The organism is Polaromonas sp. P1_E3 (assembly GCF_056405935.1).
Genome location: NZ_JBFUBD010000004.1, coordinates 35,945 through 58,766, shown reverse-complemented (window position 1 = coordinate 58,766; position 22,822 = coordinate 35,945). Strand labels below are relative to the sequence as shown.

30 protein-coding genes are annotated in these 22,822 nt (G+C 59.5%); 25 read left to right on the top strand and 5 right to left on the bottom strand.

Features of this window, described 5'->3' with window-relative positions:
• Window positions 1-12 precede the first annotated feature (12 nt).
• Window positions 13-873: a 4-hydroxybenzoate octaprenyltransferase gene (gene ubiA / locus AC1D0Z_RS01920; protein ID WP_477656548.1), complete on the top strand. Its 861-nt coding sequence runs from the start codon at window positions 13-15 to the stop codon at window positions 871-873.
• Between the two features lie 109 nt (window positions 874-982).
• Here ubiA and AC1D0Z_RS01915 read toward each other — a convergent pair whose 3' ends face one another.
• The 5 genes from AC1D0Z_RS01915 to AC1D0Z_RS01895 all read right to left on the bottom strand — a co-directional run bounded on the left by AC1D0Z_RS01915 (window position 983) and on the right by AC1D0Z_RS01895 (window position 5,838).
• On the bottom strand, window positions 983-1,198 hold the full coding sequence (locus tag AC1D0Z_RS01915; RefSeq protein WP_477656547.1) for a hypothetical protein: 216 nt from the start codon (window positions 1,196-1,198) through the stop codon (window positions 983-985).
• A gap of 239 nt (window positions 1,199-1,437) precedes the next feature.
• The gene (gene proC, locus AC1D0Z_RS01910) at window positions 1,438-2,274 is read right to left on the bottom strand and encodes a pyrroline-5-carboxylate reductase (RefSeq protein WP_477656546.1); all 837 of its coding nucleotides are present in this window, start codon (window positions 2,272-2,274) and stop codon (window positions 1,438-1,440) included.
• A gap of 6 nt (window positions 2,275-2,280) precedes the next feature.
• Window positions 2,281-3,474 carry an esterase-like activity of phytase family protein gene (locus tag AC1D0Z_RS01905; protein WP_477656545.1) on the bottom strand — a complete coding sequence of 398 codons (1,194 nt, stop codon included), beginning with the start codon at window positions 3,472-3,474 and terminating at the stop codon, window positions 2,281-2,283.
• A 54-nt stretch (window positions 3,475-3,528) separates the two neighbouring features.
• Window positions 3,529-5,022, bottom strand: a complete 1,494-nt coding sequence (gene glpK, locus AC1D0Z_RS01900; RefSeq protein ID WP_477656544.1) for a glycerol kinase GlpK — start codon at window positions 5,020-5,022, stop codon at window positions 3,529-3,531.
• 48 nt (window positions 5,023-5,070) lie between these two features.
• Window positions 5,071-5,838, bottom strand: a complete 768-nt coding sequence (locus AC1D0Z_RS01895) for a DeoR/GlpR family DNA-binding transcription regulator (protein ID WP_477656543.1) — start codon at window positions 5,836-5,838, stop codon at window positions 5,071-5,073.
• 267 nt (window positions 5,839-6,105) lie between these two features.
• Here AC1D0Z_RS01895 and AC1D0Z_RS01890 point away from each other — a divergent pair, with 267 nt between their 5' ends.
• The 24 genes from AC1D0Z_RS01890 (at window position 6,106) to AC1D0Z_RS01775 (ending at window position 22,764) form a co-directional block, all read left to right on the top strand.
• On the top strand, window positions 6,106-7,191 hold the full coding sequence (locus AC1D0Z_RS01890) for an ABC transporter ATP-binding protein (RefSeq protein WP_477656542.1): 1,086 nt from the start codon (window positions 6,106-6,108) through the stop codon (window positions 7,189-7,191).
• Between the two features lie 39 nt (window positions 7,192-7,230).
• Window positions 7,231-8,310, top strand: a complete 1,080-nt coding sequence (locus tag AC1D0Z_RS01885) for an ABC transporter ATP-binding protein (protein WP_477656541.1) — start codon at window positions 7,231-7,233, stop codon at window positions 8,308-8,310.
• Window positions 8,307-9,197 (top strand): carbohydrate ABC transporter permease, encoded by an 891-nt coding sequence (locus tag AC1D0Z_RS01880; RefSeq protein ID WP_477646620.1) that lies wholly within the window; start codon window positions 8,307-8,309, stop codon window positions 9,195-9,197. Before AC1D0Z_RS01885 ends, AC1D0Z_RS01880 begins: the two co-directional genes overlap by 4 nt.
• Window positions 9,194-10,015, top strand: a complete 822-nt coding sequence (locus AC1D0Z_RS01875; RefSeq protein ID WP_477656540.1) for a carbohydrate ABC transporter permease — start codon at window positions 9,194-9,196, stop codon at window positions 10,013-10,015. Before AC1D0Z_RS01880 ends, AC1D0Z_RS01875 begins: the two co-directional genes overlap by 4 nt.
• Before the next feature lie 11 nt (window positions 10,016-10,026).
• Window positions 10,027-10,335: a DUF2160 domain-containing protein gene (locus AC1D0Z_RS01870; protein WP_477656539.1), complete on the top strand. Its 309-nt coding sequence runs from the start codon at window positions 10,027-10,029 to the stop codon at window positions 10,333-10,335.
• Between the two features lie 85 nt (window positions 10,336-10,420).
• On the top strand, window positions 10,421-12,151 hold the full coding sequence (locus AC1D0Z_RS01865) for an ABC transporter substrate-binding protein (RefSeq protein WP_477656538.1): 1,731 nt from the start codon (window positions 10,421-10,423) through the stop codon (window positions 12,149-12,151).
• Window positions 12,152-12,279: 128 nt separating this feature from the next.
• The gene (locus tag AC1D0Z_RS01860; RefSeq protein WP_477656537.1) at window positions 12,280-13,866 is read left to right on the top strand and encodes a glycerol-3-phosphate dehydrogenase/oxidase; all 1,587 of its coding nucleotides are present in this window, start codon (window positions 12,280-12,282) and stop codon (window positions 13,864-13,866) included.
• 397 nt (window positions 13,867-14,263) lie between these two features.
• Window positions 14,264-14,632, top strand: a complete 369-nt coding sequence (gene rplN / locus AC1D0Z_RS01855; protein WP_007869247.1) for a 50S ribosomal protein L14 — start codon at window positions 14,264-14,266, stop codon at window positions 14,630-14,632.
• Window positions 14,633-14,641: 9 nt separating this feature from the next.
• On the top strand, window positions 14,642-14,962 hold the full coding sequence (rplX, locus tag AC1D0Z_RS01850) for a 50S ribosomal protein L24 (RefSeq protein WP_477656536.1): 321 nt from the start codon (window positions 14,642-14,644) through the stop codon (window positions 14,960-14,962).
• Between the two features lies 1 nt (window position 14,963).
• Window positions 14,964-15,536, top strand: coding sequence for a 50S ribosomal protein L5 (rplE, locus tag AC1D0Z_RS01845; RefSeq protein WP_477656535.1), 573 nt, complete (start codon window positions 14,964-14,966; stop codon window positions 15,534-15,536).
• An 8-nt stretch (window positions 15,537-15,544) separates the two neighbouring features.
• Window positions 15,545-15,850, top strand: a complete 306-nt coding sequence (gene rpsN, locus AC1D0Z_RS01840) for a 30S ribosomal protein S14 (RefSeq protein ID WP_188709725.1) — start codon at window positions 15,545-15,547, stop codon at window positions 15,848-15,850.
• Window positions 15,851-15,868: 18 nt separating this feature from the next.
• On the top strand, window positions 15,869-16,264 hold the full coding sequence (rpsH, locus tag AC1D0Z_RS01835; protein ID WP_371436766.1) for a 30S ribosomal protein S8: 396 nt from the start codon (window positions 15,869-15,871) through the stop codon (window positions 16,262-16,264).
• 24 nt (window positions 16,265-16,288) lie between these two features.
• Window positions 16,289-16,822, top strand: coding sequence for a 50S ribosomal protein L6 (rplF, locus tag AC1D0Z_RS01830; RefSeq protein ID WP_477656534.1), 534 nt, complete (start codon window positions 16,289-16,291; stop codon window positions 16,820-16,822).
• 11 nt (window positions 16,823-16,833) lie between these two features.
• Window positions 16,834-17,199 (top strand): 50S ribosomal protein L18, encoded by a 366-nt coding sequence (rplR, locus tag AC1D0Z_RS01825; protein ID WP_457281395.1) that lies wholly within the window; start codon window positions 16,834-16,836, stop codon window positions 17,197-17,199.
• 17 nt (window positions 17,200-17,216) lie between these two features.
• Window positions 17,217-17,735, top strand: coding sequence for a 30S ribosomal protein S5 (gene rpsE, locus AC1D0Z_RS01820; protein ID WP_457281394.1), 519 nt, complete (start codon window positions 17,217-17,219; stop codon window positions 17,733-17,735).
• Between the two features lie 12 nt (window positions 17,736-17,747).
• Window positions 17,748-17,930: a 50S ribosomal protein L30 gene (gene rpmD / locus AC1D0Z_RS01815; RefSeq protein WP_431098656.1), complete on the top strand. Its 183-nt coding sequence runs from the start codon at window positions 17,748-17,750 to the stop codon at window positions 17,928-17,930.
• 24 nt (window positions 17,931-17,954) lie between these two features.
• Window positions 17,955-18,386, top strand: a complete 432-nt coding sequence (gene rplO / locus AC1D0Z_RS01810) for a 50S ribosomal protein L15 (RefSeq protein WP_431098655.1) — start codon at window positions 17,955-17,957, stop codon at window positions 18,384-18,386.
• Window positions 18,387-18,415: 29 nt separating this feature from the next.
• On the top strand, window positions 18,416-19,735 hold the full coding sequence (gene secY / locus AC1D0Z_RS01805; RefSeq protein WP_477656533.1) for a preprotein translocase subunit SecY: 1,320 nt from the start codon (window positions 18,416-18,418) through the stop codon (window positions 19,733-19,735).
• A gap of 18 nt (window positions 19,736-19,753) precedes the next feature.
• Window positions 19,754-19,972, top strand: a complete 219-nt coding sequence (infA, locus tag AC1D0Z_RS01800) for a translation initiation factor IF-1 (RefSeq protein ID WP_007869286.1) — start codon at window positions 19,754-19,756, stop codon at window positions 19,970-19,972.
• Window positions 19,973-20,001: 29 nt separating this feature from the next.
• Window positions 20,002-20,115 carry a 50S ribosomal protein L36 gene (rpmJ, locus tag AC1D0Z_RS01795; protein ID WP_028820150.1) on the top strand — a complete coding sequence of 38 codons (114 nt, stop codon included), beginning with the start codon at window positions 20,002-20,004 and terminating at the stop codon, window positions 20,113-20,115.
• Between the two features lie 24 nt (window positions 20,116-20,139).
• Window positions 20,140-20,505 (top strand): 30S ribosomal protein S13, encoded by a 366-nt coding sequence (gene rpsM / locus AC1D0Z_RS01790; RefSeq protein WP_074579313.1) that lies wholly within the window; start codon window positions 20,140-20,142, stop codon window positions 20,503-20,505.
• A gap of 13 nt (window positions 20,506-20,518) precedes the next feature.
• Window positions 20,519-20,923, top strand: coding sequence for a 30S ribosomal protein S11 (gene rpsK, locus AC1D0Z_RS01785; protein WP_007869288.1), 405 nt, complete (start codon window positions 20,519-20,521; stop codon window positions 20,921-20,923).
• A 132-nt stretch (window positions 20,924-21,055) separates the two neighbouring features.
• Window positions 21,056-21,679 (top strand): 30S ribosomal protein S4, encoded by a 624-nt coding sequence (rpsD, locus tag AC1D0Z_RS01780; protein ID WP_457281392.1) that lies wholly within the window; start codon window positions 21,056-21,058, stop codon window positions 21,677-21,679.
• A gap of 95 nt (window positions 21,680-21,774) precedes the next feature.
• Window positions 21,775-22,764, top strand: a complete 990-nt coding sequence (locus tag AC1D0Z_RS01775) for a DNA-directed RNA polymerase subunit alpha (RefSeq protein WP_122954336.1) — start codon at window positions 21,775-21,777, stop codon at window positions 22,762-22,764.
• Window positions 22,765-22,822 lie beyond the last annotated feature (58 nt).

Below are 22,822 nucleotides of genomic sequence, written 5' to 3'. Positions count from 1 at the left end.
GTGCCTCCTGGCTTGTTGAGGCAAAAACTTGACCTCTACCTTCAACTGATCCGCTGGAATCGCCCGGCGGGCTGGTTGCTGCTGTTGTGGCCCACCTTGTCGGCGCTGTGGGTGGCTTCGCATGGCTTCCCGGGCTGGCACCTTGTGGCCGTATTCACCTTGGGCACCTTCCTCATGCGCAGTGCCGGCTGCTGTGTCAACGATGTGGCCGACCGTGATTTTGACCGCCACGTCAAGCGCACCGCGCAGCGGCCGGTGACCAGCGGTGCCCTTTCTGTCGGGGAGGCGCTGGTGCTCGGCGCCGTGCTGGCTTTGCTGGCTTTCGGCCTGGTGCTCACCACCAACACTGCCACGATTGCCTGGTCGTTTGCCGCGCTGGCCGTCACGCTGGTTTATCCCTTTGCCAAACGTTATGTCTCCATGCCGCAGGCGGTGCTGGGGGTCGCTTTCAGTTTTGGCATTCCGATGGCTTTTGCCGCCGTGCAGTCGCGCGTGCCGCTGCTGGCCTGGGTGCTGTTGCTGGGCAACCTCTTCTGGGTGATCGCCTACGACACGGAATACGCCATGGTCGACCGTGACGACGACCTGAAAATCGGCATGAAAACGTCGGCCATCACACTGGGGCGGTTCGATGTGGCAGGTGTCATGCTCAGTTACCTGATTTTTCTGTCGATTTGGGCTGTAGCCCTTATGGATCATGCGCAACCGGCTATTTATTTGATAGCGATTGTGGTGGCGCTCGGGCAGGCACTATGGCACGGCTGGTTAATTCGCAAACGGGAGCGTGAGGCCTGCTTCAAGGCGTTTCGCCTCAACCACTGGCTGGGTTTTACGGTGTTTGCGGGAATTGCGCTGTCCTACCTCGGCCTTTGAGCCGGCTGCGCTGAACCAGACGGCCATGAGAAAAGCCCGCGTATGCGGGCTTTTTTGTCATTCTCTGCCGTCGCCGGATCAAGGGCTCAGCGGAACTTCGTCCGGCTAATTACACCGATTTCTTGGCTTTCGCCTTGGCCTTGTGCTTGACCTTGTGTTTGGCTTTTGCCTTGGCTTTGGCGGGAGGGGTTGCTTTTTCAGCAGCAGGTGCGGCAGCAGGAGCTGCTGCGGGTGCGGCGGCCTGGGCAGCTGCTGGCGTGGAGATCACGGCCAGGGGCATGGCGAGGACGGCTGCGCTGATGAGGGTGGACAGTAATTTGTTCATGGTGAAGCTCCGGATGTTGGAAAAGTTATGGGGTGCGGGTGTTGCCGGGTGAACTGTCCATAATGGACCAGGATAGCCGTGACAGACGCCTTTCTTCAACGTCTTCCCTCGCAGGGCGGTTGACCTGCCCGCAAATTCCCTGGCCCGGTGCCGTTACTTCAGAAAAAGCAAGCTCGCTATTAAATAGATAGCTGCTTGCGCCCGCCCCTATTAGGTTTTGGCGGGTTTCCATGACTGTATCAACCCGCGCCAAACTCATCACCCAATTCACCGGCGCGTTGCCTTGCCGTGTGGATGGCGCGCATGAACTGCATCTTGACGCGGTCCTGTTCCATCGAGGTCAGCGCGGCGTAGGTGGTACCTCCTTTGGACGTGACCTGGGCGCGCAGCGCCTGTGGCGTCTCATCGGACGCCTGCAGCAGCGCCGAAGCGCCGGCAAAGGTGCCGACGGCAAGCTTGCGCGCCTGTTCCGGTGCAAGGCCCATGTCCGTGCCGGCCTCGATCATGGCTTCCACAAAATAAAAGACGTAGGCCGGGCCTGAGCCCGAAATGGCGGTGACCGCGTCCAGATGGGCTTCCTCGGTGAGCCACAGGTAATCCCCTGTGGGCCTGACCACCTGCTCGATGGCCAGCCTGTCGTCGTCTGTCACGGCATCCCGCGCGAACAACGCCGTCATGCCTTTGCCGACCAGCGCCGGCGTGTTGGGCATGGCGCGCACCACACGTTCGGTGCCCAGCCAGCGCGCAATGCTGCTGGACCGCACCCCGGCGGCCACGCTCAGGTGCAGGGCGGTTTTGGTGTGAAAGCGTGTTTGCAGGGCTGCATCCTTGAAAGTCTGCGGTTTTACAGCCCAGACCACCAGGCCGGCGCTGGCCAGTGGCGCGCCGGGTTTTTCGTGCACCTGTACGCCGAATTGCCGGGTGAGCTTGTTGCGTTGCTCTTCAAATGGCTCGACCACCTGGATCTGGCTGGCTGGCATGCCTTGTTTCAGCAGGCCGCCAATGATGGCGCTGGCCATGTTGCCGCCGCCTATGAAGGCGATGTGGTCGTTGCTTGCGCGGGAAGTGGAGGTCATGCGTTGTCAATCCAAAAATTCAAAGGCCAGCCACTGGCTGATTTGCCGGGAGCTGAAATTGTCGTCGCTAATGAAGACCAGGCTGCGATTTCCGTTGGGCAGTACCGGGCCCCAGGCCATGCCTTCCGTATTGTCCAGACGCTCCAGCCGGAGGCCGGGCCCCGGGCCGGTGAAGGTGGAAAAGTCGGCGATGAGTGTTTTGTCGACCGCGCGGTAGGTACCAGCCTGCAGGGTGGGCGTTGCGAGTGTGTCGGATCCCTGCCGCGTATCGATGAGGTACAGGCGCAGCGAGTTGCCCGCTTGCGGGCCCCAACCGGCCGTATACGCCCGCTCCAGTACCAGCATGCGGTCCGCGTCGAGCATCAGGATTTCCACCACACCGTTGTCTGCCCGGGTGGCCGGCGCGACAGGTGCGCGCGGGATGGCGTCAGGCACATAGGCAATTTGCCGCAGGGCTTTTCCGCTGGTCAGGTCAATTTGGGTGAAGCGGCAAGGACCGCCCTTCGCTTTCACTGTGGGTACGGGTCCATCCTGGCGGAAGGCGTTTTCCATGGCGATCCACGCTGTCTTGTCATCGGGTGTCAGCGCCAGGCCTTCCAGCGCCAAGTTGACGCGCGGCCCCCGGATGAGATGAAACTCAAACATGGGCGGCAGCGTAAATTCGCGAACCATCGTGCCGTCAGCCCGGCTTTCGCGCAGCTCCGGCGCCAGGCCCGCCAGGGAATACCCCTCACTGGTCCACAGCAGCGTCTGGCTGCTGGGACGCCAGYGAATCGCTTCCGGATCGGGCGCTTGGATGCCCCGCAATACTGCTTCATACGTGCTCCCATCCCTTGGGCGCAGAGTAGTGACGCCCAGCAATTCCGGCGAGCCCAGGCTGTTCATGTCCAGTGCGATGCGCGCGGTGTAAAACCGTACGGGGTTGATGCTGGAGCCGTCGTCGCTGATCAGGTAATACAGATTGTTGGCGGCGTCGTAGTCAATGCCTGAGAGCCCGCCCACCGTGGTGCCCTGGAATTGCAGCCGGTGTGGAATGCGGGATTCACCAATCAGGCGCAGGCGTGTGCGGACCGGCAGGGTGGCTGCAGCTGCCGGCTGCGGTGCCTTGCCGCCGGACAGACCCAGCACTGCGGCTGCGCCGGCTCCGAGTACCAGCCTGCGCCGGGTGGGGGCAGCGGCGTCTGTGACATAAGGGTTCATGCAGCCAAGTCTAGCGGCCGCACCTGTGGGAAATGTGACAGGGCGAGGCTGCGCTTACTGCAGCACGGTCTGCCGTACCGCCTGCTCCCACCGCGCCATCAGCTCAGCAGCCCGGTCTGCGCCCAGCGTAGGCAAAAACTTGCGCTCGGCGCGCCACATGCCGGAGAGCTCGTCGGTGCTGCTATAGACGCCGCTGGAAAGCCCCGCCAGGTAGGCGGCGCCCAGTGCGGTGGTTTCAATCACGGCCGGGCGGATCACCGGTATGCCCAGCAGGTCGGCCTGGAATTGCATCAGCAGGTCGTTGACGCAGGCGCCGCCGTCTACGCGCAATTCTGCAACGGGTGCGGCGCCTGCACTTACCGCGTCCCGGCTCATCGCCTGCAGCAGTGCGGCGCTTTGGTAGGCGATGCTTTCCAGTGCGGCGCGCGCGATATGGGCGACGGTGGTGCCGCGCGTGAGACCGGTGATGGTGCCCCGCGCATCCGGTTTCCAGTAGGGTGCACCCAGGCCGGTGAAGGCTGGCACCATCATCACGCCGCCTGAATCAGGCACGCTTTCGGCCAGCGCCTGCACTTCGGCGCTGCCTTTGATGGCATGCAGCCCGTCGCGCAACCACTGCACCACGGCGCCGCCAACAAACACGCTGCCTTCGGTGGCGAACTGCGTCTGGGTTGTTGCCTGGGCTGCGCTGGTCGTTAGCAGACCGTTGTGTGAGGTTTGAAACTGGCTGCCCGTGTGCATCAACATGAAGCAGCCGGTGCCGTAGGTGTTCTTGGCCATGCCGGCCTTGAAGCAGGCCTGGCCGAACAGGGCACTTTGCTGGTCGCCGGCGACGCCGCCAATGGTAATGGCGTGGCCCAGCAAGTCGGGCTGCACATCGCCGAAGTGAGCGCTCGAAGGCAGCACCTTCGGCATCAGCGAGGCCGGGATGCCCAGCAGCTCAAGCAGCTCGTCGTCCCATTGATTGGTATGCACATTGAACAGCATGGTCCGGGATGCATTGCTGACGTCGGTGGCATGCAGTGCGCCGCCCGTGAGTTGCCACATCAGCCAGCTGTCGATGGTGCCGAAAGCCAGTTCGCCACGCTCGGCCTGCGCGCGGGCCCCGGGCACGTTGTCAAGCAGCCATTTGAGTTTGGTGCCGGAAAAATAGGCGTCGATCAGCAGCCCGGTCTTGGACTGGATCAGCTTTTCCTTGCCGCGCTCGCGCAACTCGGCGCRGGTGGCTTCGGCGCGCCTGTCCTGCCAGACGATGGCGTGATGAACCGGCAGGCCGGTCTTGCGGTTCCAGAGGGCGGTGGTCTCGCGCTGGTTGGTGATGCCCAGCGCCCGAATGTCGGCGGCCTTGATGTTCGCTTTGGCCAGCACTTCGCGCGCCGTCGCCAGCTGGGTGCGCCAGATCTCCATCAGGTCGTGCTCGACCCAGCCTGGCCTGGGGTAGATCTGCGGCAATTCCTGCTGGGCCAGGGCCACGATGTGGCCGTGTTCGTCAAACACGATGCTGCGGGAACTGGAGGTTCCCTGGTCGAGTGCGAGAAGGTATGTCATGCGCTGGAGTGTATGAAAGGGTGGCAGGCGCGCACAAGTGCGCAGGGCTCAGGAGTGGGCCACTTCACAGTTGACGTCCGCCTCTTCCAGCAAGGTTGGAAACGGCTCGGGCGGTGGCATGTCGGTGAACAGCCGGTCAATCTGGGAGAGTGTGGCCAGTTCCACCATGGCGGGCCGGTTGAACTTGCTGCTGTCGGCTGCCAGCCAGACTTCGCGGGCATGCTCGATGATGGTCTGGGCAACTTTGACTTCGCGGTAGTCGAAGTCGCGCAGGGAGCCGTCAGGCTCGATCCCTGAAATGCCGATGATTGCGATGTCAACGCGGAACTGGCGTATGAAGTCGACCGCCGCCTCGCCCACGAWGCCCCGGTCGCGTGAACGCACCACGCCGCCCGCCACGATGACCTCGCAGTCGGTATTGCCGCACAGGATGCCGGCCACATTCAGGTTGTTGGTGATGACCCGCAGCCCCTTGTGGTGCAGCAGGGCCTTGGCGATGGCCTCGGTGGTGGTGCCGATATTGAGGATCAATGAGCAGTCGTTCGGAACACGCCTGGCCACTGCCCGCGCGATGCGGGCCTTGCCTTCGGCATGAAGGCTTTCGCGCTGGCGATGGGCAATGTTTTCGATGGTGGAACTGGGTACCCGCACGCCGCCGTGAAAACGCGTCAGCAGGCCGGCTTCCGCCAGGCGCTGCACATCCCGCCGGACGGTCTGCAGGGTCACGTCCAGTTTTTCTGCAAGCTGCTCGACAGAGGCCGACCCGTGGGTTCGCACGACGTCAAGGAGCTTGATTTGCCTGGGGTTGGAGTTCACGCGGTTCAAGTTTCAGGGAATCGTGGAGGTCTGGAAACTTTATATCGAAACAAAAGGAAACAGATAAGGGAAAACAAGTAGATAAAACAATCACAAAAGAAGAAAAATAGAAAAAAACCGAACTTCATTCAAAGTCTCGCCGGGAGTCCCTCTCTTGTTTACTGTTTCTTTTTGTTTGGCTGCCGTCGCCTTGACAGGGAGACGGCTTGGCCATTTCGGGTCGATGCGGCGTTTGTGCCATGCCGTGGTGCATGGGGAGGGCGCGTGATGCAACTGGCCCTGGACCGCATCAGCAAAAAGGTTGGCGCCGAACAATGGCTTTACGAGCTGAACCTGGCGCCGCGCGGCGGCGAAGTGACGGTGTTGCTCGGCGCAACGCAGGCTGGCAAAACCAGCCTGATGCGCATCATGGCGGGCCTGGATGTCCCCACGCAGGGAAAAGTCCTGGTGAACGACGCGGATGTGACCGGCATGCCGGTTCGTGAGCGCAATGTCGCCATGGTCTACCAGCAGTTCATCAACTACCCCTCGCTACGGGTGGCGGACAACATCGCTTCGCCTCTGAAGCTGCGCGGCGAAAAAAACATTGACGAGACGGTGCGCAAACTGGCTGGGCGCCTGCACATCGAGATGTTCCTGGACCGTTATCCGGCGGAGCTGTCGGGCGGGCAGCAGCAGCGGGTGGCCCTGGCGCGCGCACTGGCCAAGGGTGCGCCCCTGATGCTGCTGGACGAACCGCTGGTCAATCTGGACTACAAGCTGCGCGAGGAATTGCGCGAAGAGCTGACGCAGCTTTTTGCGGCCGGCGATTCCACCGTGATCTATGCCACTACCGAGCCTGGCGAGGCTCTGTTGCTGGGGGGCTATACCGCTGTGATGGACGGTGGTGAACTGCTGCAGTACGGCCCGACCGCCGAGGTCTTCCACTCGCCGCGGTCCTTGCGCGTTGCGCGTGCCTTCAGCGATCCGCCCATGAATCTGATAGCGGCACTGCCTGCGGCGCAGGGCTTGCAGCTGGCGGCGGGGCCGACCCTGGCGCTGGCCTTGCCCGATGCGCCGGCGCAAAACCTGGCCACCCTCACGGCCGGTGTTCGCGGCAGCGCCCTGCGCGTCCAAAAGCGTGAGGGTGATGTGGCGTTGCCGGGAAAGGTCGAGTTGGCTGAAATTTCGGGTTCCGACACTTTTGTCCACGTTGCCACGGCGGTGGGTGAACTGGTGGCGCAACTGACCGGTGTGCATTACTTCGAACTGGGTGCACCCATCACCCTGTTTCTCAGCCCTGCCCAGGTGTATGTCTTTGACGCGACCGGCGCCCTGCTGTTGGCGCCAGAACGCAAAGGGGGACTCGCATGAAGCATCTTTTTGTATCGGCTGCTGTGCTTTGGAGGCCGTATGGCGCGCATTGATCTCGATCTGGCCCACGCATACCGGCCGAATCCGCGCGAGGACAGCGACTATGCGTTGCTCCCGCTCACCATGAGCTTTCGCGATGGCGGCGCCTATGCATTGCTGGGCCCCTCAGGCTGCGGCAAGACCACCATGCTCAACATCATGTCGGGCTTGCTGGTGCCGTCACAGGGCACGGTCAAGTTTGACGGCGTGGATGTGACGCACGCCTCGCCGCAGCAGCGCAATATTGCGCAGGTGTTCCAGTTCCCGGTCATCTACGACACCATGACGGTGGCTGAAAACCTGGCGTTTCCGCTGCGCAACCGCAAGGTGCCGGAAGACCAGATCAAAAAACGCGTTGGTGAAATTGCCGAGATGCTGGACATGAGCGGCCAGCTGAATCACCGTGCAGCCGGGTTGGCGGCGGACGCCAAGCAGAAAATCTCGCTGGGCCGTGGCCTGGTGCGCCCTGATGTGTCGGCCGTGCTGTTTGACGAGCCCCTCACGGTGATTGACCCGCACCTCAAATGGCAATTGCGGCGCAAGCTCAAGCAAATTCACCATGAACTCAAGCTGACCCTGATTTACGTCACGCATGACCAGGTGGAGGCACTGACCTTTGCCGAAGAGGTGGTGGTCATGACGCGCGGTCGCGCTGTGCAGACCGGATCTGCCGATGCGCTGTTCGAGCGCCCCCGCCATACGTTTGTAGGTCACTTCATTGGATCGCCCGGCATGAATTTCTTGCCCGCCACAATCGTCGGGGGTGCCCTGCGCGTCGCGGACCGGCCGCTGGCGCTGCCGCCTGAACGTGCCATGCCCGACGGCGAACTCAAGCTGGGTGTGCGCCCTGAATACGTGGTGAAGACCGCGCCCGGCGACCCGGCAGCGCTGCCGTTTACCGTCACGATGGTCCAGGACATCGGCACGCACTGGATGTTGACGGCGCGAATCGGCGAACACACCCTGAAGGCCCGGTTGAACCCGGCTTCTCGCGCGCCGCAGGTGGGTGAGGAAGTCTGGCTGCAGATCATGGGGCCACACACCTGCCTGTACCTTAACGACGAACTGGTGGAAGCATGAGCACAACCACGAAACCGGTCAATCAAAAGGCTTGGCTGCTGGTGCTGCCGGTCATCATTTGCGTGGCTTTTTCCGCCATCCTGCCGCTCATGACCGTGGTCAACTATTCGGTGCAGGACATTATCTCGCCGGAGCGTCGCGTGTTTGTCGGAACAGAGTGGTTTGCGTCGGTGATGCGCGACGAAGAACTTCATGCGGCCTTGTGGCGGCAGCTCACCTTCTCGCTGGCGGTGCTGGCGGTCGAGATTCCCCTGGGTATCGCACTGGCGCTGTCCATGCCGGCGCAGGGCTGGAAGGCTTCGCTGGTGCTGGTGCTGGTGGCGCTGTCGTTGCTGATTCCCTGGAATGTGGTGGGCACGATCTGGCAGATCTATGGCCGGGCTGACATCGGCCTGCTGGGCGCCATGCTGCAAAAGATGGGGTTTGACTACAGCTACACCGGCAATGCCGTGCATGCCTGGGTGACGGTACTTTTGATGGATGTATGGCATTGGACGCCACTGGTTGCGCTGCTGGGCTACGCCGGCTTGCGCTCGATCCCGGACGCCTACTACCAGGCCGCGCGCATTGACGGCGCCAGCAAATTTGCGGTGTTCCGCTATATCCAGTTGCCCAAGATGCGCGGTGTGCTGATGATCGCCGTGCTGCTGCGCTTCATGGACAGCTTCATGATTTACACCGAGCCTTTTGTGCTGACGGGCGGCGGGCCGGGCAATGCCACAACATTCCTTTCGCAATACCTCACGCAGAAAGCGGTGGGCCAGTTTGACCTGGGTCCGGCGGCGGCTTTCTCGCTGATTTACTTTTTGATCATTCTGCTGCTGTGCTTCATCCTCTACAACTGGATGCAGCGTGTGGGCACGCAAGAGAAGGAGGGCGTGGAATGAACTCACCTAACGCACCGAGATTTCAGGCGCGCACGCTGTTCCTGATTGCCTACATTTTGTTCGCACTGCTGCCCATCTACTGGATGGTCAACATGAGCTTCAAGACCAATGCCGAAATCCTGTCGAGCTTCTCGTTTTTTCCCCAGGACTTCACCTGGAACAACTACAAGACCATCTTCACCGACCCGTCCTGGTATTCGGGCTACATCAACAGCCTGATCTATGTGGCGATCAACACGGTGATTTCGGTCACGGTGGCGCTGCCGGCCGCCTACGCGTTTTCGCGTTACAGCTTCCTGGGCGACAAGCATGTGTTCTTCTGGCTGCTGACCAACCGCATGACACCGCCGGCGGTGTTCTTGCTGCCCTTCTTCCAGCTTTACACCACGGTGGGTCTGATGGATACGCACATCGCGGTCGCGTTGGCGCACCTGCTGTTCAACGTTCCGCTGGCGGTGTGGATCCTGGAAGGTTTCATGACCGGCATCCCGCGGGAGATTGACGAAACCGCGTATATCGACGGCTATTCATTCCCGCGTTTCTTCGTGCGCATCTTCCTGCCGCTGATCAAGGCTGGCGTGGGTGTTGCGGCATTCTTCTGCTTCATGTTCAGCTGGGTCGAGTTGCTGCTGGCGCGCACACTGACCAGCGTTAACGCCAAACCTATCGTCGCGACCATGACCCGCACTGTGTCGGCATCCGGCATGGATTGGGCGACGCTGGCTGCAGCCGGGGTGCTGACCATCGTGCCGGGCGCCATCGTGATCTGGTTTGTGCGCAACTACATCGCCAAAGGCTTTGCCATGGGCAGGGTCTAGAAGGAGTCAATATGTTTGAGTGGATGGCCTGGACAACACCTGTGGCAATTTTCTTCACTTGCATCGTGTTGATGCTGGTGGGCATGACAGTGTGGGAGCTGAAGTCGCCTACGACGATGCGGCGCGGTTTTCTGCCGCTGGAGACTACCCGCGGTGACCGGCTTTTCATCGGCCTGCTCAGTGCGGCCTACGTCAACCTGATTTTTGTAGGCATCAGTGGCAAGCTGGCCGGGTGGATGGGCCTGGAGGGCGACCCGTCGATCTGGATCAGTTTTTTGCTGTCGATGGCCCTGCTCGCACTTGTCATGCGCAAGGGATAGAAATCAAAAAAAGGAACCCGGCTCATATTCCCCGGAGCCGAACAAGCCTTCAACCACGGGGAGTGAACCAATGAGGAGACAAATCATGAAGATGCGTTATACGGCTTTGGCAGTGGCGGCAGCGTGTGCCATGGCCAGCCCCGGCTGGGCCGACGAGGCGGCGGCCAAGAAGTGGGTTGACAACGAATTCCAGCCTTCCACGCTGGCCAAGGACAAGCAGCTCGCCGAGATGAAATGGTTCATCGATGCCGCCAAGAAGCTGCAGGCCAAAGGCGTCAAGGAAATCTCGGTGGTGTCCGAAACCATCACCACGCATGAGTACGAATCGAAGACGCTGGCCAAGGCCTTCGAGGAAATCACCGGCATCAAGGTCAAGCACGACCTGATCCAGGAAGGCGACGTGGTCGAGAAGCTGCAGACTTCCATGCAGTCGGGCAAGTCGATTTATGACGGCTGGATTTCTGACTCTGACCTGATCGGCACCCACTATCGCTACGGCAAAGTGCTGAACCTGACCGACTACATGGCCGGCAAGGGCAAGGAATACACCAACCCGGGCCTTGACCTCAAGGATTTCATCGGCACCAAGTTCACTACCGCGCCGGACGGCAAGCTCTACCAGCTGCCCGACCAGCAGTTCGCCAATTTGTACTGGTTCCGCGCAGACCTGTTCGCGCGCAAGGACCTGCAGGACAAGTTCAAGGCCAAGTACGGCTATGACCTGGGCGTGCCGCTGAACTGGAGCGCTTATGAAGACATCGCAGAGTTCTTCACCAACGACGTGAAAACCATCGACGGCAAGCCGATCTACGGTCACATGGACTACGGTAAAAAGGATCCGTCGCTGGGCTGGCGTTTCACCGACGCGTGGCTCTCGATGGCCGGCACCGCCGACATCGGCACACCCAACGGGTTGCCCATCGACGAATGGGGCATTCGCGTGGCGGCTGACAAATGCACGCCGGTGGGCGCCTCGGTGGCGCGCGGCGGCGCGACCAATTCGCCCGCGGCTGTTTATGCGCTGACCAAGTACGTGGACTGGATGAAGAAGTACGCGCCCAAGGAAGCCACCGGCATGACTTTCGGCGAAGCCGGCCCGGTGCCGGCCCAGGGGCAGATCGCCCAGCAGATCTTCTGGTACACGGCCTTTACCGCCGACATGACCAAAAAAGGTTTGCCGGTCGTGAACGCCGACGGCACGCCGAAGTGGCGCATGGCCCCCGGCCCCAACGGCCCCTACTGGAAACAGGGCATGCAAAACGGCTACCAGGACGTGGGCAGCTGGACTTTCTTTGCCGCTCACGACGAGAACAAGACGGCAGCCGCATGGCTGTACGCCCAGTTCATCACCGCCAAAACCACTTCGTTGAAGAAGACCATCGTCGGCCTCACGCCGATCCGTGAGTCGGATATCCAGTCCAAGGCGATGACCGACATGGCGCCGAAGCTGGGCGGCCTGGTGGAGTTCTACCGCAGCCCCGCCCGGGTKGCCTGGTCGCCGACTGGYACCAATGTGCCTGACTACCCCAAGCTCGCGCAGCTGTGGTGGAAGAACGTGGCCCAGGCTGTGACGGGTGAGAAAACACCTCAGGCGGCCATGGACACGCTGGCAGGCGAAATGGACGACGTGATGGGGCGCCTCGAGCGCGCCGGCATGGCCAAGTGCCCACCCAAACTCAACCCCAAAGGCGACCCCGCCAAGTGGTTGAGCGACAAGGCCGCCCCGTGGGCCAAGCTGAGCAATGAAAAACCCAAGGGCGAAACCATCAACTACGACAAGCTGCTGCAGGCCTGGAAAGACGGCAAAGTACGCTGATCGATTGGCCGTGCAGCGCGCAAGTGCCGCACGGCCCGCTTTTTGCAGGATCCGGTTCGCAACAAGCGCCGAGGTAAGCTCGGCGCTCTTTTACTAATGGGTTTGTATGAAAACGGGAAGCAAAGCCCATGACGACTGAATTAGCGCCCGCGCAAACGCGGCGCCAGGATTTGATGGCCCGGCTTGCCGAGCCGCACCACTACGACATCGCGATCATCGGCGGCGGCGCTACCGGCCTGGGGGTCGCACTGGATGCGGCCGCCCGCGGGTTTTCCGTCGTGCTGGTCGAATCGCACGACTTTGCCAAAGGAACATCGTCCCGCGCCACCAAGCTGGTGCATGGCGGCGTACGTTATCTCGCGCAAGGCAATATTTCTCTGGTGCGCGAAGCTTTGCACGAACGCACCACGCTGCTGGCGAATGCGCCGCACCTGGCGCAGCCACTGCCTTTTGTCATGCCCTCCTACAAGTTCTGGGAAGCGCCGTTCTACGGCATCGGGCTCAAGATGTATGACGCACTGGCCGGCAAGGCAGGCCTGGGCGCCACGGAATTTCTGAGCCGGCAGGAAACCCTCGCCTGCCTGCCGACAGTGCAGGCCCAGGATCTCAAGGGCGGCGTCAAGTATTGGGATGGCCAGTTTGACGACGCGCGGCTGGCGTTGGCACTGGCCCGCACCGCAGCCCGCCAAGGTGCCTTGCTGGTGAACTACTGTGCCGCCACGGGCCTGATCCATGAGGACGGCAAGCTGGTCGGCCTGCATGCGCGCGACCAGGAAACCGGCCGCACGTTTGAGCTCAGGGCCCATTGCGTGGTGAACGCGGCGGGTGTCTGGGTGGACCAGCTACGGCTGCAGGATGGACAGGCCATAGGGCGCGACGCCAAGCCCATGGTGGCGCCCAGCCAGGGCGTCCATATTGTGGTGGACCGCTCCTTCTTGCCCGGCGACCATGCCTTGCTGGTGCCCAAGACGGCCGACGGCCGGGTGCTATTTGCCGTCCCCTGGCTGGGTAAAACYATTTTGGGAACCACGGATACGCCGCGCCACGACCTGGCCCGCGAGCCGCTGCCTTTCCGCGAAGAAGTTGACTTCATCCTGCGCGAATCGGCTCGCTACCTGAGCCGCGCGCCCGGCCCGGCTGATATCAAAAGCATCTGGGTGGGGTTGCGGCCCCTGGTCAAGCCGCCGGATGAGGATGGCGGAAGCACGCAGGCGTTGTCGCGTGAGCACACGGTGCTGGTCAGCAAAAGCGGCCTGGTCACGGTAACGGGGGGGAAGTGGACCACTTACCGGGCGATGGCGGAAGACGTGCTGGACAAATGTTTTGGCGCGGCGTTGCTGCCACCACGCGGGGCCGGCGTCACCACAAACTTGAAGTTAGTTGGTGCTCACAATTCGAATCACAAAATCAGCGAAGCGCCAGGGTCTCACCTCTATGGCAACGAGGCGTCCGCCATGGAAAACCTGCCGGGTGCCAGCCGCGAATTGGGTGGTGGGCTGACGGAGGCGATGGTGCGCTTCGCTGCCCGCCATGAATATGCCCGCACCGTTGAAGACGTACTGGCTCGGCGTTCCCGTCTGCTGTTTCTCGACGCGGCACTGGCCAGAACCCTGGCGCCGGAAGTAGCCACTCTGCTACAGCAGGAAAACGGCGTGGATCCCCAGCTGGACGAATTCCTGACGTTGTGTGGCCAATACCTCAGCCTGCCAGCCTGAGTTGCCGCAGTTGCCGTCCTGCAAAGGAGGCGGGCGAATTAGATGTCCGGGCGGATTTATGCTCTCTTTTTGATAGCTGCTTGCGCACATCCCTATTGGCCCGAGGCCGGATTTTGATACCGAAACCCGCCCGGGGCACAAAGTGCGAAGCGCGGCTGGTACCCGAGGGCGCTCCGGGCTTCTGGGCCGCCGCTTCGTTATTGTGGGGATATTTTCACGGCAGGCGGTTGACAGTGGCTTTTCGCTCAGTCATAATCGTGGGCTTCGCTCTAAAAAGGCGAGGAATTCTGCCTAACGGAAGCACTGCAAGTGGTTTGCGGTGTGGACGACAGGCCCAAGACTGATTGGTCGGTGATCCCAGGGGTTGCCTTCCGGTGCAAGTTGGGAACACATTTAAATGATTCAAACGCAATCCAAGCTCGATGTTGCTGACAACACGGGTGCCAAGTCCGTGATGTGCATCAAGGTTCTGGGCGGCTCCAAGCGCCGGTACGCCAGCGTTGGTGACGTCATCAAGGTGAGCATCAAAGAAGCCGCTCCACGTGGCCGCGTCAAAAAAGGCGAGGTTTACAGTGCTGTGGTCGTTCGCACCGCCAAGGGCATCCGCCGCGGTGACGGCTCCCTTGTCAAATTCGACGGCAACGCGGCAGTGTTGCTTAACGCCAAGCTGGAGCCTATCGGCACCCGCATCTTCGGACCAGTGACGCGCGAGCTGCGCACTGAAAAGTTCATGAAGATCGTGTCCCTGGCTCCTGAAGTTCTGTAAGGACTCGCCATGAACAAAATCCGTAAAGGCGACGAGATCATCGTGATCGCTGGTCGCGACAAAGGCAAGCGCGGCAAGATTTCGCTGCGCAAAGATGACAGTTATGTGCTGGTGGATGGGATCAACCTGGTGAAAAAACACGCCAAGCCCAACCCCCTCAAGGGCACCACCGGCGGCATCGTCGAAAAAAGCATGCCGATTCACCAGTCGAACGTGGCAATCTTCAATGCCGCTACCGGCAAGGCGGATCGCGTTGGCATCAAGCTCCTGGCAGACGGCAAAAAAGTGCGCGTCTTCAAATCCAGTGGCGAAGAAATCAAGGTTGCATAACATGGCAAAGACCGCACCTGTACAAGCCGCTTCGCRGGCTCGCCTGCAAGCTCAGTACCGCGAAAAAATCGCCCCCGGCCTGATTGAGAAATTCGGCTACACCTCGCCCATGCAGGTTCCCCGTATCACCAAGATCACGCTCAATATGGGTGTGAGCGAGGCTGTTGCTGACAAGAAGGTTATGGACAACGCCGTCGGCGACATGACCAAGATTGCCGGCCAGAAGCCTGTCGTGACCAAGGCCAAGAAGGCTATCGCCGGTTTCAAGATCCGCGAAGACCTGCCTATCGGCTGTATGGTGACCCTGCGCGGCGTGAAGATGTATGAGTTCCTCGATCGTTTCGTTACCGTGGCCCTGCCCCGTGTTCGTGACTTCCGGGGTATTTCCGGCCGGGCCTTCGATGGCCGCGGAAACTACAACATCGGCGTGAAAGAGCAGATTATTTTCCCTGAGATCGAGTACGACAAGGTTGACGCCTTGCGCGGCCTGAATATCAGCATCACCACAACGGCAAAGACCGATGAAGAGTGCAAGGCACTCCTCACCGCCTTCCGTTTTCCGTTCAAGAACTGAGGCGGGACATGGCAAAACAAGCTTTACTGCAACGTGAACTGAAGCGCGAGAAACTCGCGGCCAAGTTTGCAAAAAAATACGCTGAACTCAAGGCGACGTCCAACGACGCCAAGCGTTCTGACGAAGAGCGTCAGCTGGCTCGCCTCGAGCTGCAGAAACTGCCCCGCAATGCGAACCCGACCCGCCAGCGCAACCGCTGCGCGATCACGGGCCGCCCACGCGGTACTTTCCGTCAATTCGGTCTGGCTCGCGCCAAGATCCGTGAGTTGGCTTTTGCTGGTGATATCCCTGGTATCACCAAGGCAAGCTGGTAAGCATAGGAGAACCACAAAATGAGCATGAGTGATCCTATCGCCGACATGTTGACCCGCATCCGCAATGCACAGATGGTTGAAAAAGCCGTCGTGCTGGTGCCGTCGTCAAAAGTCAAAGTTGCCATCGCGCAGGTATTGAAGGATGAGGGCTACATTGATGGCTTCTCCGTCAAGACCGACGAAGGCAAGTCCCAGCTGGAAATCGCCCTGAAGTATTACGCAGGCAAGCCCGTGATTGAGCGCATTGAGCGCGTCAGCCGCCCCGGCCTTCGTGTGTACAAAGGCCATGGTGCCATCCCCCAGGTCATGAACGGCCTTGGTGTGGCAATTGTCACGACACCGCAAGGTGTCATGACGGATCGTAAAGCCCGCGCTACCGGTATCGGTGGTGAAGTGCTTTGCTACGTGGCCTAACGGCGGCATTGAGGAGAAACTGAAATGTCTCGTGTAGGAAAAATGCCGGTCGCCGTACCCCAGGGTGTGGATGTGGCAATGAAAGACGACCAGATTAATGTCAAGGGTGCCCTCGGTACCCTGGCGCTGGCGCAAAACGCGCTTGTCACCATCAAAAATGATGCGGGCAAGCTGACTTTTGTGCCTGCCAACGATTCGCGTGAAGCCAATGCCATGAGCGGCACGATGCGCCAGCTCGTGAACAACATGGTGACCGGCGTGACCAAGGGCTTCGAAAAGAAGCTCAGCCTGATCGGTGTGGGCTACAAGGCCCAGGCTCAAGGCGCCAAGCTGAATCTGACCGTGGGGTATTCGCACCCCGTGATCATGGACATGCCTGCTGGCATCACCGTTGCAACCCCGACCCCCACAGAAGTGGTAATCAAGGGTTCCGACCGCCAGCGTGTCGGCCAGATCGCCGCTGAAGTTCGTGCTGTTCGTCCTCCCGAGCCTTACAAGGGCAAGGGCATCCGCTATGTGGATGAGAAGATCACGATCAAAGAAACCAAGAAGAAATAAGGAGCTGCATCATGTTGACCAAAAAAGAGCAGCGCCTTCGTCGTTCACGCCAGACCCGCATTCGCATTGCCACGCAAGGTGTTGCCCGTCTTACCGTGAATCGTACCAATCTGCACATTTATGCCAGCGTTATTTCTGGCGACGGCACCAAGGTCCTGGCCGCTGCTTCCACCGCAGAAGTGGAAGTTCGCAAGGAAATCGGCGCTTCGGGTAAGGGTGGAAACGTTGCTGCTGCGCAAGCCATTGGCAAGCGCATTGCCGAAAAGGCAAAAGCAGCAGGTGTAGAAAAAGTGGCGTTTGATCGCGCCGGTTTTGCGTACCACGGCCGCGTCAAAGCGCTGGCTGAGGCTGCTCGCGAAGCTGGTTTGCAGTTCTAAGCAGACTGGAATTAAGTATGGCTAAGTTTCAAGCAAAACAGCAAAACGACGCTCCAGACGATGGTCTGAAGGAAAAAATGATCGCGGTTAACCGCGTGACCAAAGTCGTGAAGGGCGGCCGCATTCTCGGTTTCGCCGCACTCACGGTGGTTGGTGACGGTGACGGCCGCGTTGGCATGGGCAAGGGCAAGTCGAAAGAAGTGCCGGCAGCTGTGCAAAAGGCCATGGAAGAAGCGCGCCGCAACATGACCAAGGTCTCGTTGAAGAACGGTACGATTCACCACAATGTGTTCGGCCACCACGGTGCAGCCAGCGTGATGATGGCGCCGGCTCCCAAGGGTACCGGCATCATTGCGGGCGGCCCAATGCGCGCCGTTTTCGAAGTCATGGGCATTACCGATATCGTGGCGAAGAGCCATGGTTCGAGCAACCCGTACAACATGGTGCGCGCCACCATGGATGCACTGAACAATTCCACGACCGCTTCTGAAATTGCGGCCAAGCGTGGCAAATCGGTCGAAGAGATCTTCGGCTAAGGCGGCATTGAAATGACCAAAGAAACCAAAGTCAAAGTCCAGCTGGTTCGCAGCCCGATTGGCACCAAGGAATCGCATCGCGCCACCGTGCGCGGTCTGGGCCTTCGTGGCGTCAACAGCGTGAGCGAGCTGCAGGACACGCCCGCAGTGCGCGGCATGATCAACAAGATCGCGTACCTGGTCAAGATTGTCTGAGCTCCGGCTCGATAGGAATTCAAAATGGAATTGAACGGAATCAAGCCTGGCCAAGGCGCCAAACATGCCAAGCGCCGTGTCGGTCGCGGCATCGGCTCCGGCCTTGGCAAAACTGCCGGTCGTGGTCACAAGGGTCAGAAATCGCGCTCAGGCGGCTACCACAAGGTTGGCTTCGAGGGTGGTCAGATGCCCATGCAGCGTCGCTTGCCCAAGCGCGGCTTCAAGTCGCACCTGCTCAAATTCAACGCTGAAGTTACGTTGGCTGCTCTTGAGCAGTTGGGCCTGGCTGAAGTCGACCTGTTGGCACTGAAGACCGCTGGTCTCGTGGGCCAGCTCGCCAAGAATGTCAAGATCGTGAAGACCGGTGAATTGACCAAGGCTGTGAAGCTGAATGGTATCGGTGCAACGGCAGGCGCGAAATCGGCTATCGAGGCAGCCGGCGGCTCGATCGCCTAATTACTGAACGTAACTGACAGGATCCATCAGTGGCAACCAGCTCGGCTCAAATTGCAAAAACCGGCAAGTACGGTGACTTGCGCAATCGGCTCGTCTTTTTGCTGCTGGCCCTGGTGGTGTACCGCATTGGTGCGCACATCCCGGTGCCGGGAATTGATCCTGGCCAGTTGAAGGAGCTTTTCAAGGGCCAGCAAGGTGGCATATTGAACCTGTTCAATATGTTTTCCGGCGGTGCCTTGTCGCGATTCACGGTGTTTGCCTTGGGCATCATGCCGTACATCTCGGCCTCTATCATCATGCAACTGCTCACCTACGTTGTTCCGACGTTCGAGCAGATGAAAAAAGAAGGCGAAAGCGGCCGGCGCAAGATTACGCAGTACACGCGCTACGGCACGTTGGCTTTGGCGTTGTTCCAGTCCATGGGCATTGCCGTGGCGCTGGAAAGCTCGCCAGGTTTGGTGCTGGCACCCGGCTTTGGCTTCCGCATGACGGCAGTGTTCAGCCTGACGGCCGGCACGATGTTCCTCATGTGGCTGGGTGAGCAGATTACCGAGCGGGGTTTGGGTAACGGCATTTCGATTCTGATTTTTGCCGGTATTGCGGCCGGTTTGCCGAATGCCATGGGCGGTTTGCTTGAGCTGGTTCGCACTGGTGCCATGAGTATTCTGGTGGCCATCGTGATCGTCGCGGTGGTCGTGCTGGTGACGTATTTCGTCGTGTTTGTCGAGCGTGGACAGCGCAAGATTCTTGTGAATTATGCGCGGCGACAGGTCGGTAACAAGGTTTACGGTGGACAGTCGTCGCACTTGCCGCTGAAATTGAACATGGCGGGTGTGATCCCCCCGATTTTCGCCTCGTCGATCATTTTGCTGCCCGCCACGGTTGTGGGCTGGTTTAGCGCCGGTGAAAGCATGCGTTGGCTCAAGGACATCGCCAGCACGTTGACTCCAGGGCAGCCAATTTATGTGATGCTGTATGCCAGCGCGATTGTGTTTTTCTGCTTCTTCTATACGGCGCTGGTATTCAACAGCCGTGAGACGGCGGACAACCTGAAAAAGAGCGGTGCGTTCATTCCCGGTATTCGGCCGGGTGATCAGACGGCCCGCTACATTGACAAAATCCTGGTGCGTCTGACGCTGGCAGGTGCGGTTTACATCACATTCGTGTGTCTGTTGCCGGAGTTCCTGATTTTGAAATACAACGTGCCGTTTTATTTTGGCGGTACGTCGTTGATGATTATTGTCGTGGTGACCATGGATTTCATGGCCCAGGTACAGAACTACATGATGTCGCAACAGTATGAGTCGTTGCTTAAAAAGGCGAACTTCAAGACGTCACTGGGCGGTTAACTGGGTGTTTGATGGGATATGTCTAAAGATGATGTGATCCAGATGCAAGGCGAGGTTGTAGAAAACCTCCCCAATGCGACTTTCAGGGTGAAGCTTGAAAATGGACATGTTGTACTGGGGCATATCTCCGGGAAAATGCGTATGCACTACATCCGCATTCTCCCTGGCGACAAAGTGACGGTTGAGTTAACGCCTTACGATTTATCGCGTGCACGAATTGTTTTCCGTGCCAAGTAGGCACAGATTGAAAGTTTAGGAGAATAGAAATGAGAGTTTCAGCTTCGGTCAAGAAAATTTGCCGCAACTGCAAAGTTATCCGTCGCAAGGGCGTTGTCCGTGTGATTTGCACAGACCCACGCCATAAACAGCGTCAAGGCTGATTTCAAGAGTTTTAGAGGACGAACATGGCTCGTATCGCTGGTATCAATATTCCGCCGCAGCAACATGCTGAAATCGGCTTGACTGCTATTTTTGGCATCGGTCGCACGCGCGCTCGCAAAATTTGCGAAGCATGTGACATCGCCTACGCCAAAAAGGTCAAAGACCTGACCGATGGCGACCTGGAAAAAATCCGTGAGCAGATCGCCCTGTTCACCATCGAAGGTGACTTGCGTCGTGAAACCACGATGAACATCAAGCGCCTGATGGACATCGGTTGCTACCGTGGTTTCCGCCACCGTCGCGGTCTGCCCATGCGTGGCCAGCGCACCCGGACCAATGCCCGTACCCGCAAGGGCCCGCGCAAGGCCGCTGCAGCTTTGAAGAAATAATTGAGAGGTCGTCATGGCAAAATCACCAAGCAATAACGCCGCACAACGCGTTCGCAAGAAGGTTCGCAAGAACGTGGCCGATGGCATCGCCCACGTCCACGCTTCTTTCAACAACACGATCATCACCATCACGGATCGCCAGGGCAACGCTTTGTCCTGGGCCTCCTCCGGTGGTCAGGGTTTCAAAGGTTCGCGCAAATCCACCCCCTTCGCAGCGCAGGTCGCTTCCGAAGTGGCTGGTCGTGCCGCTATTGAGCAAGGCATCAAGAATCTTGACGTCGAAATCAAGGGCCCGGGTCCAGGTCGTGAATCATCCGTTCGCGCTTTGGGCGCACTTGGCATCCGGATTAATTCCATTGCCGACGTGACTCCAGTTCCGCATAACGGCTGCCGCCCGCAAAAACGCCGCCGCATCTAATTTCCCGTGCCCAGGCATCCGACGGGTTGTTTCAGCTCGTCAGATACCAGGCATTTTCACCAAGCCCACCGCCGCAGGTTACGACCTCCGGCTCCTGCAATTTATTGCAGCAGATGACAAAAGGACACTCAAGTGGCACGTTACCTAGGCCCCAAGGCCAAACTATCCCGCCGTGAAGGCACCGACCTTTTCCTGAAGAGCGCACGTCGCGCCATCAGCGACAAGGCCAAATTTGACTCCAAACCAGGTCAGCACGGCCGTACCTCTGGTACCCGTACCTCCGACTTCGGCTTGCAATTGCGCGAGAAGCAAAAAGTCAAGCGCATGTATGGCGTGCTCGAGAAGCAGTTCCGCCGTTATTTCGAAGAAGCTGATCGTCGCAAGGGCAACACCGGCGCCAATCTGCTGTTCATTCTTGAGTCTCGTCTGGATAACGTTGTGTATCGCATGGGCTTCGGTTCGACCCGTGCTGAAGCGCGCCAGCTGGTTTCGCACAAGGCCATCACGGTCAACGGTGGATCTGTCAACATTCCTTCGTACATGGTCAAGGCCGGTGACATCATTGCCGTGCGCGACAAGTCGAAGAAGCAGACCCGCATCACCGAAGCCCTGGAGCTTGCAAAACAGGTCGGCCTGCCCGCCTGGGTTGATGTGAACGCCGACAAGGGCGAAGGTACCTTCAAGAAGGTTCCTGACCGCGACGAGTTTGCTGCCGACGTCAACGAATCGTTGATCGTCGAGTTGTACTCACGCTAATTTTTCGTTCCTGCGATACGGGGCACCGTATCGCCAGGGTGTGCTTCGCCGGCCTTATCGGTGTAACGAACCGAGGGTATTGAGAGGAAGACTGCATGCAGACCAATTTGTTGAAACCAAAAACCATTAATGTTGAGCAGCTTGGCGCCAACCGCGCCAAGGTGACTCTGGAGCCGTTTGAGCGTGGCTACGGCCATACGCTGGGCAATGCGCTGCGTCGCGTACTGTTGTCTTCCATGGTCGGTCACGCCGCCACAGAAGTCACCATCGCGGGTGTCCTGCACGAGTATTCGTCGATTGACGGTGTGCAGGAAGATGTCGTCAACATCCTGTTGAACCTCAAGGGCGTGGTGTTCAAGCTCCACAATCGCGATGAAGTCACGCTGAGCCTGCGTAAAGATGGCGAAGGTCCTGTCACCGCCGCTGACATCCAGACGCCGCATGACGTGGAAATCATCAACCCTGAGCACGTCATCGTCAATCTGTCGCACGGCGGCAAGATCGACATGCAGATCAAGGTGGAAAACGGCCGCGGCTATGTGCCAGGCAATCAGCGCCGCTATGGTGATGAATCGCCAAAATCCATCGGCCGTATCGTGCTGGACGCATCGTTTTCGCCCGTCAAGCGGGTGAGCTACATCGTCGAAAGCGCCCGTGTTGAGCAGCGTACCGACCTCGACAAGCTCGTACTGGAAATCGAAACCAACGGTGCGGTGACGGCTGAAGATGCTGTACGTGCCTCGGCCAAGATCCTGGTTGAGCAGCTGGCCGTGTTCGCACAGCTCGAAGGCAACGAACTGGCCGCATTTGATGCGCCGGTTCAGCGCAGCTCGCAGCAGTTCGATCCGATTCTGCTGCGCCCTGTCGACGAGCTCGAACTCACCGTGCGCTCGGCGAACTGCCTCAAAGCGGAAAACATCTATTACATCGGCGATCTGATTCAGCGTACTGAAAACGAGCTGCTGAAGACGCCGAACCTGGGCCGTAAATCGCTCAACGAAATCAAGGAAGTGCTTGCTTCACGCGGCCTGACCCTTGGCATGCGCCTGGAAAGCTGGCCACCCGCCGGCCTCGACAAGCGTTAATTTGAACCATAAGGTCCCGCCTGAAAGGGGATCTCGCACGGGCAGTACCTGATACGGC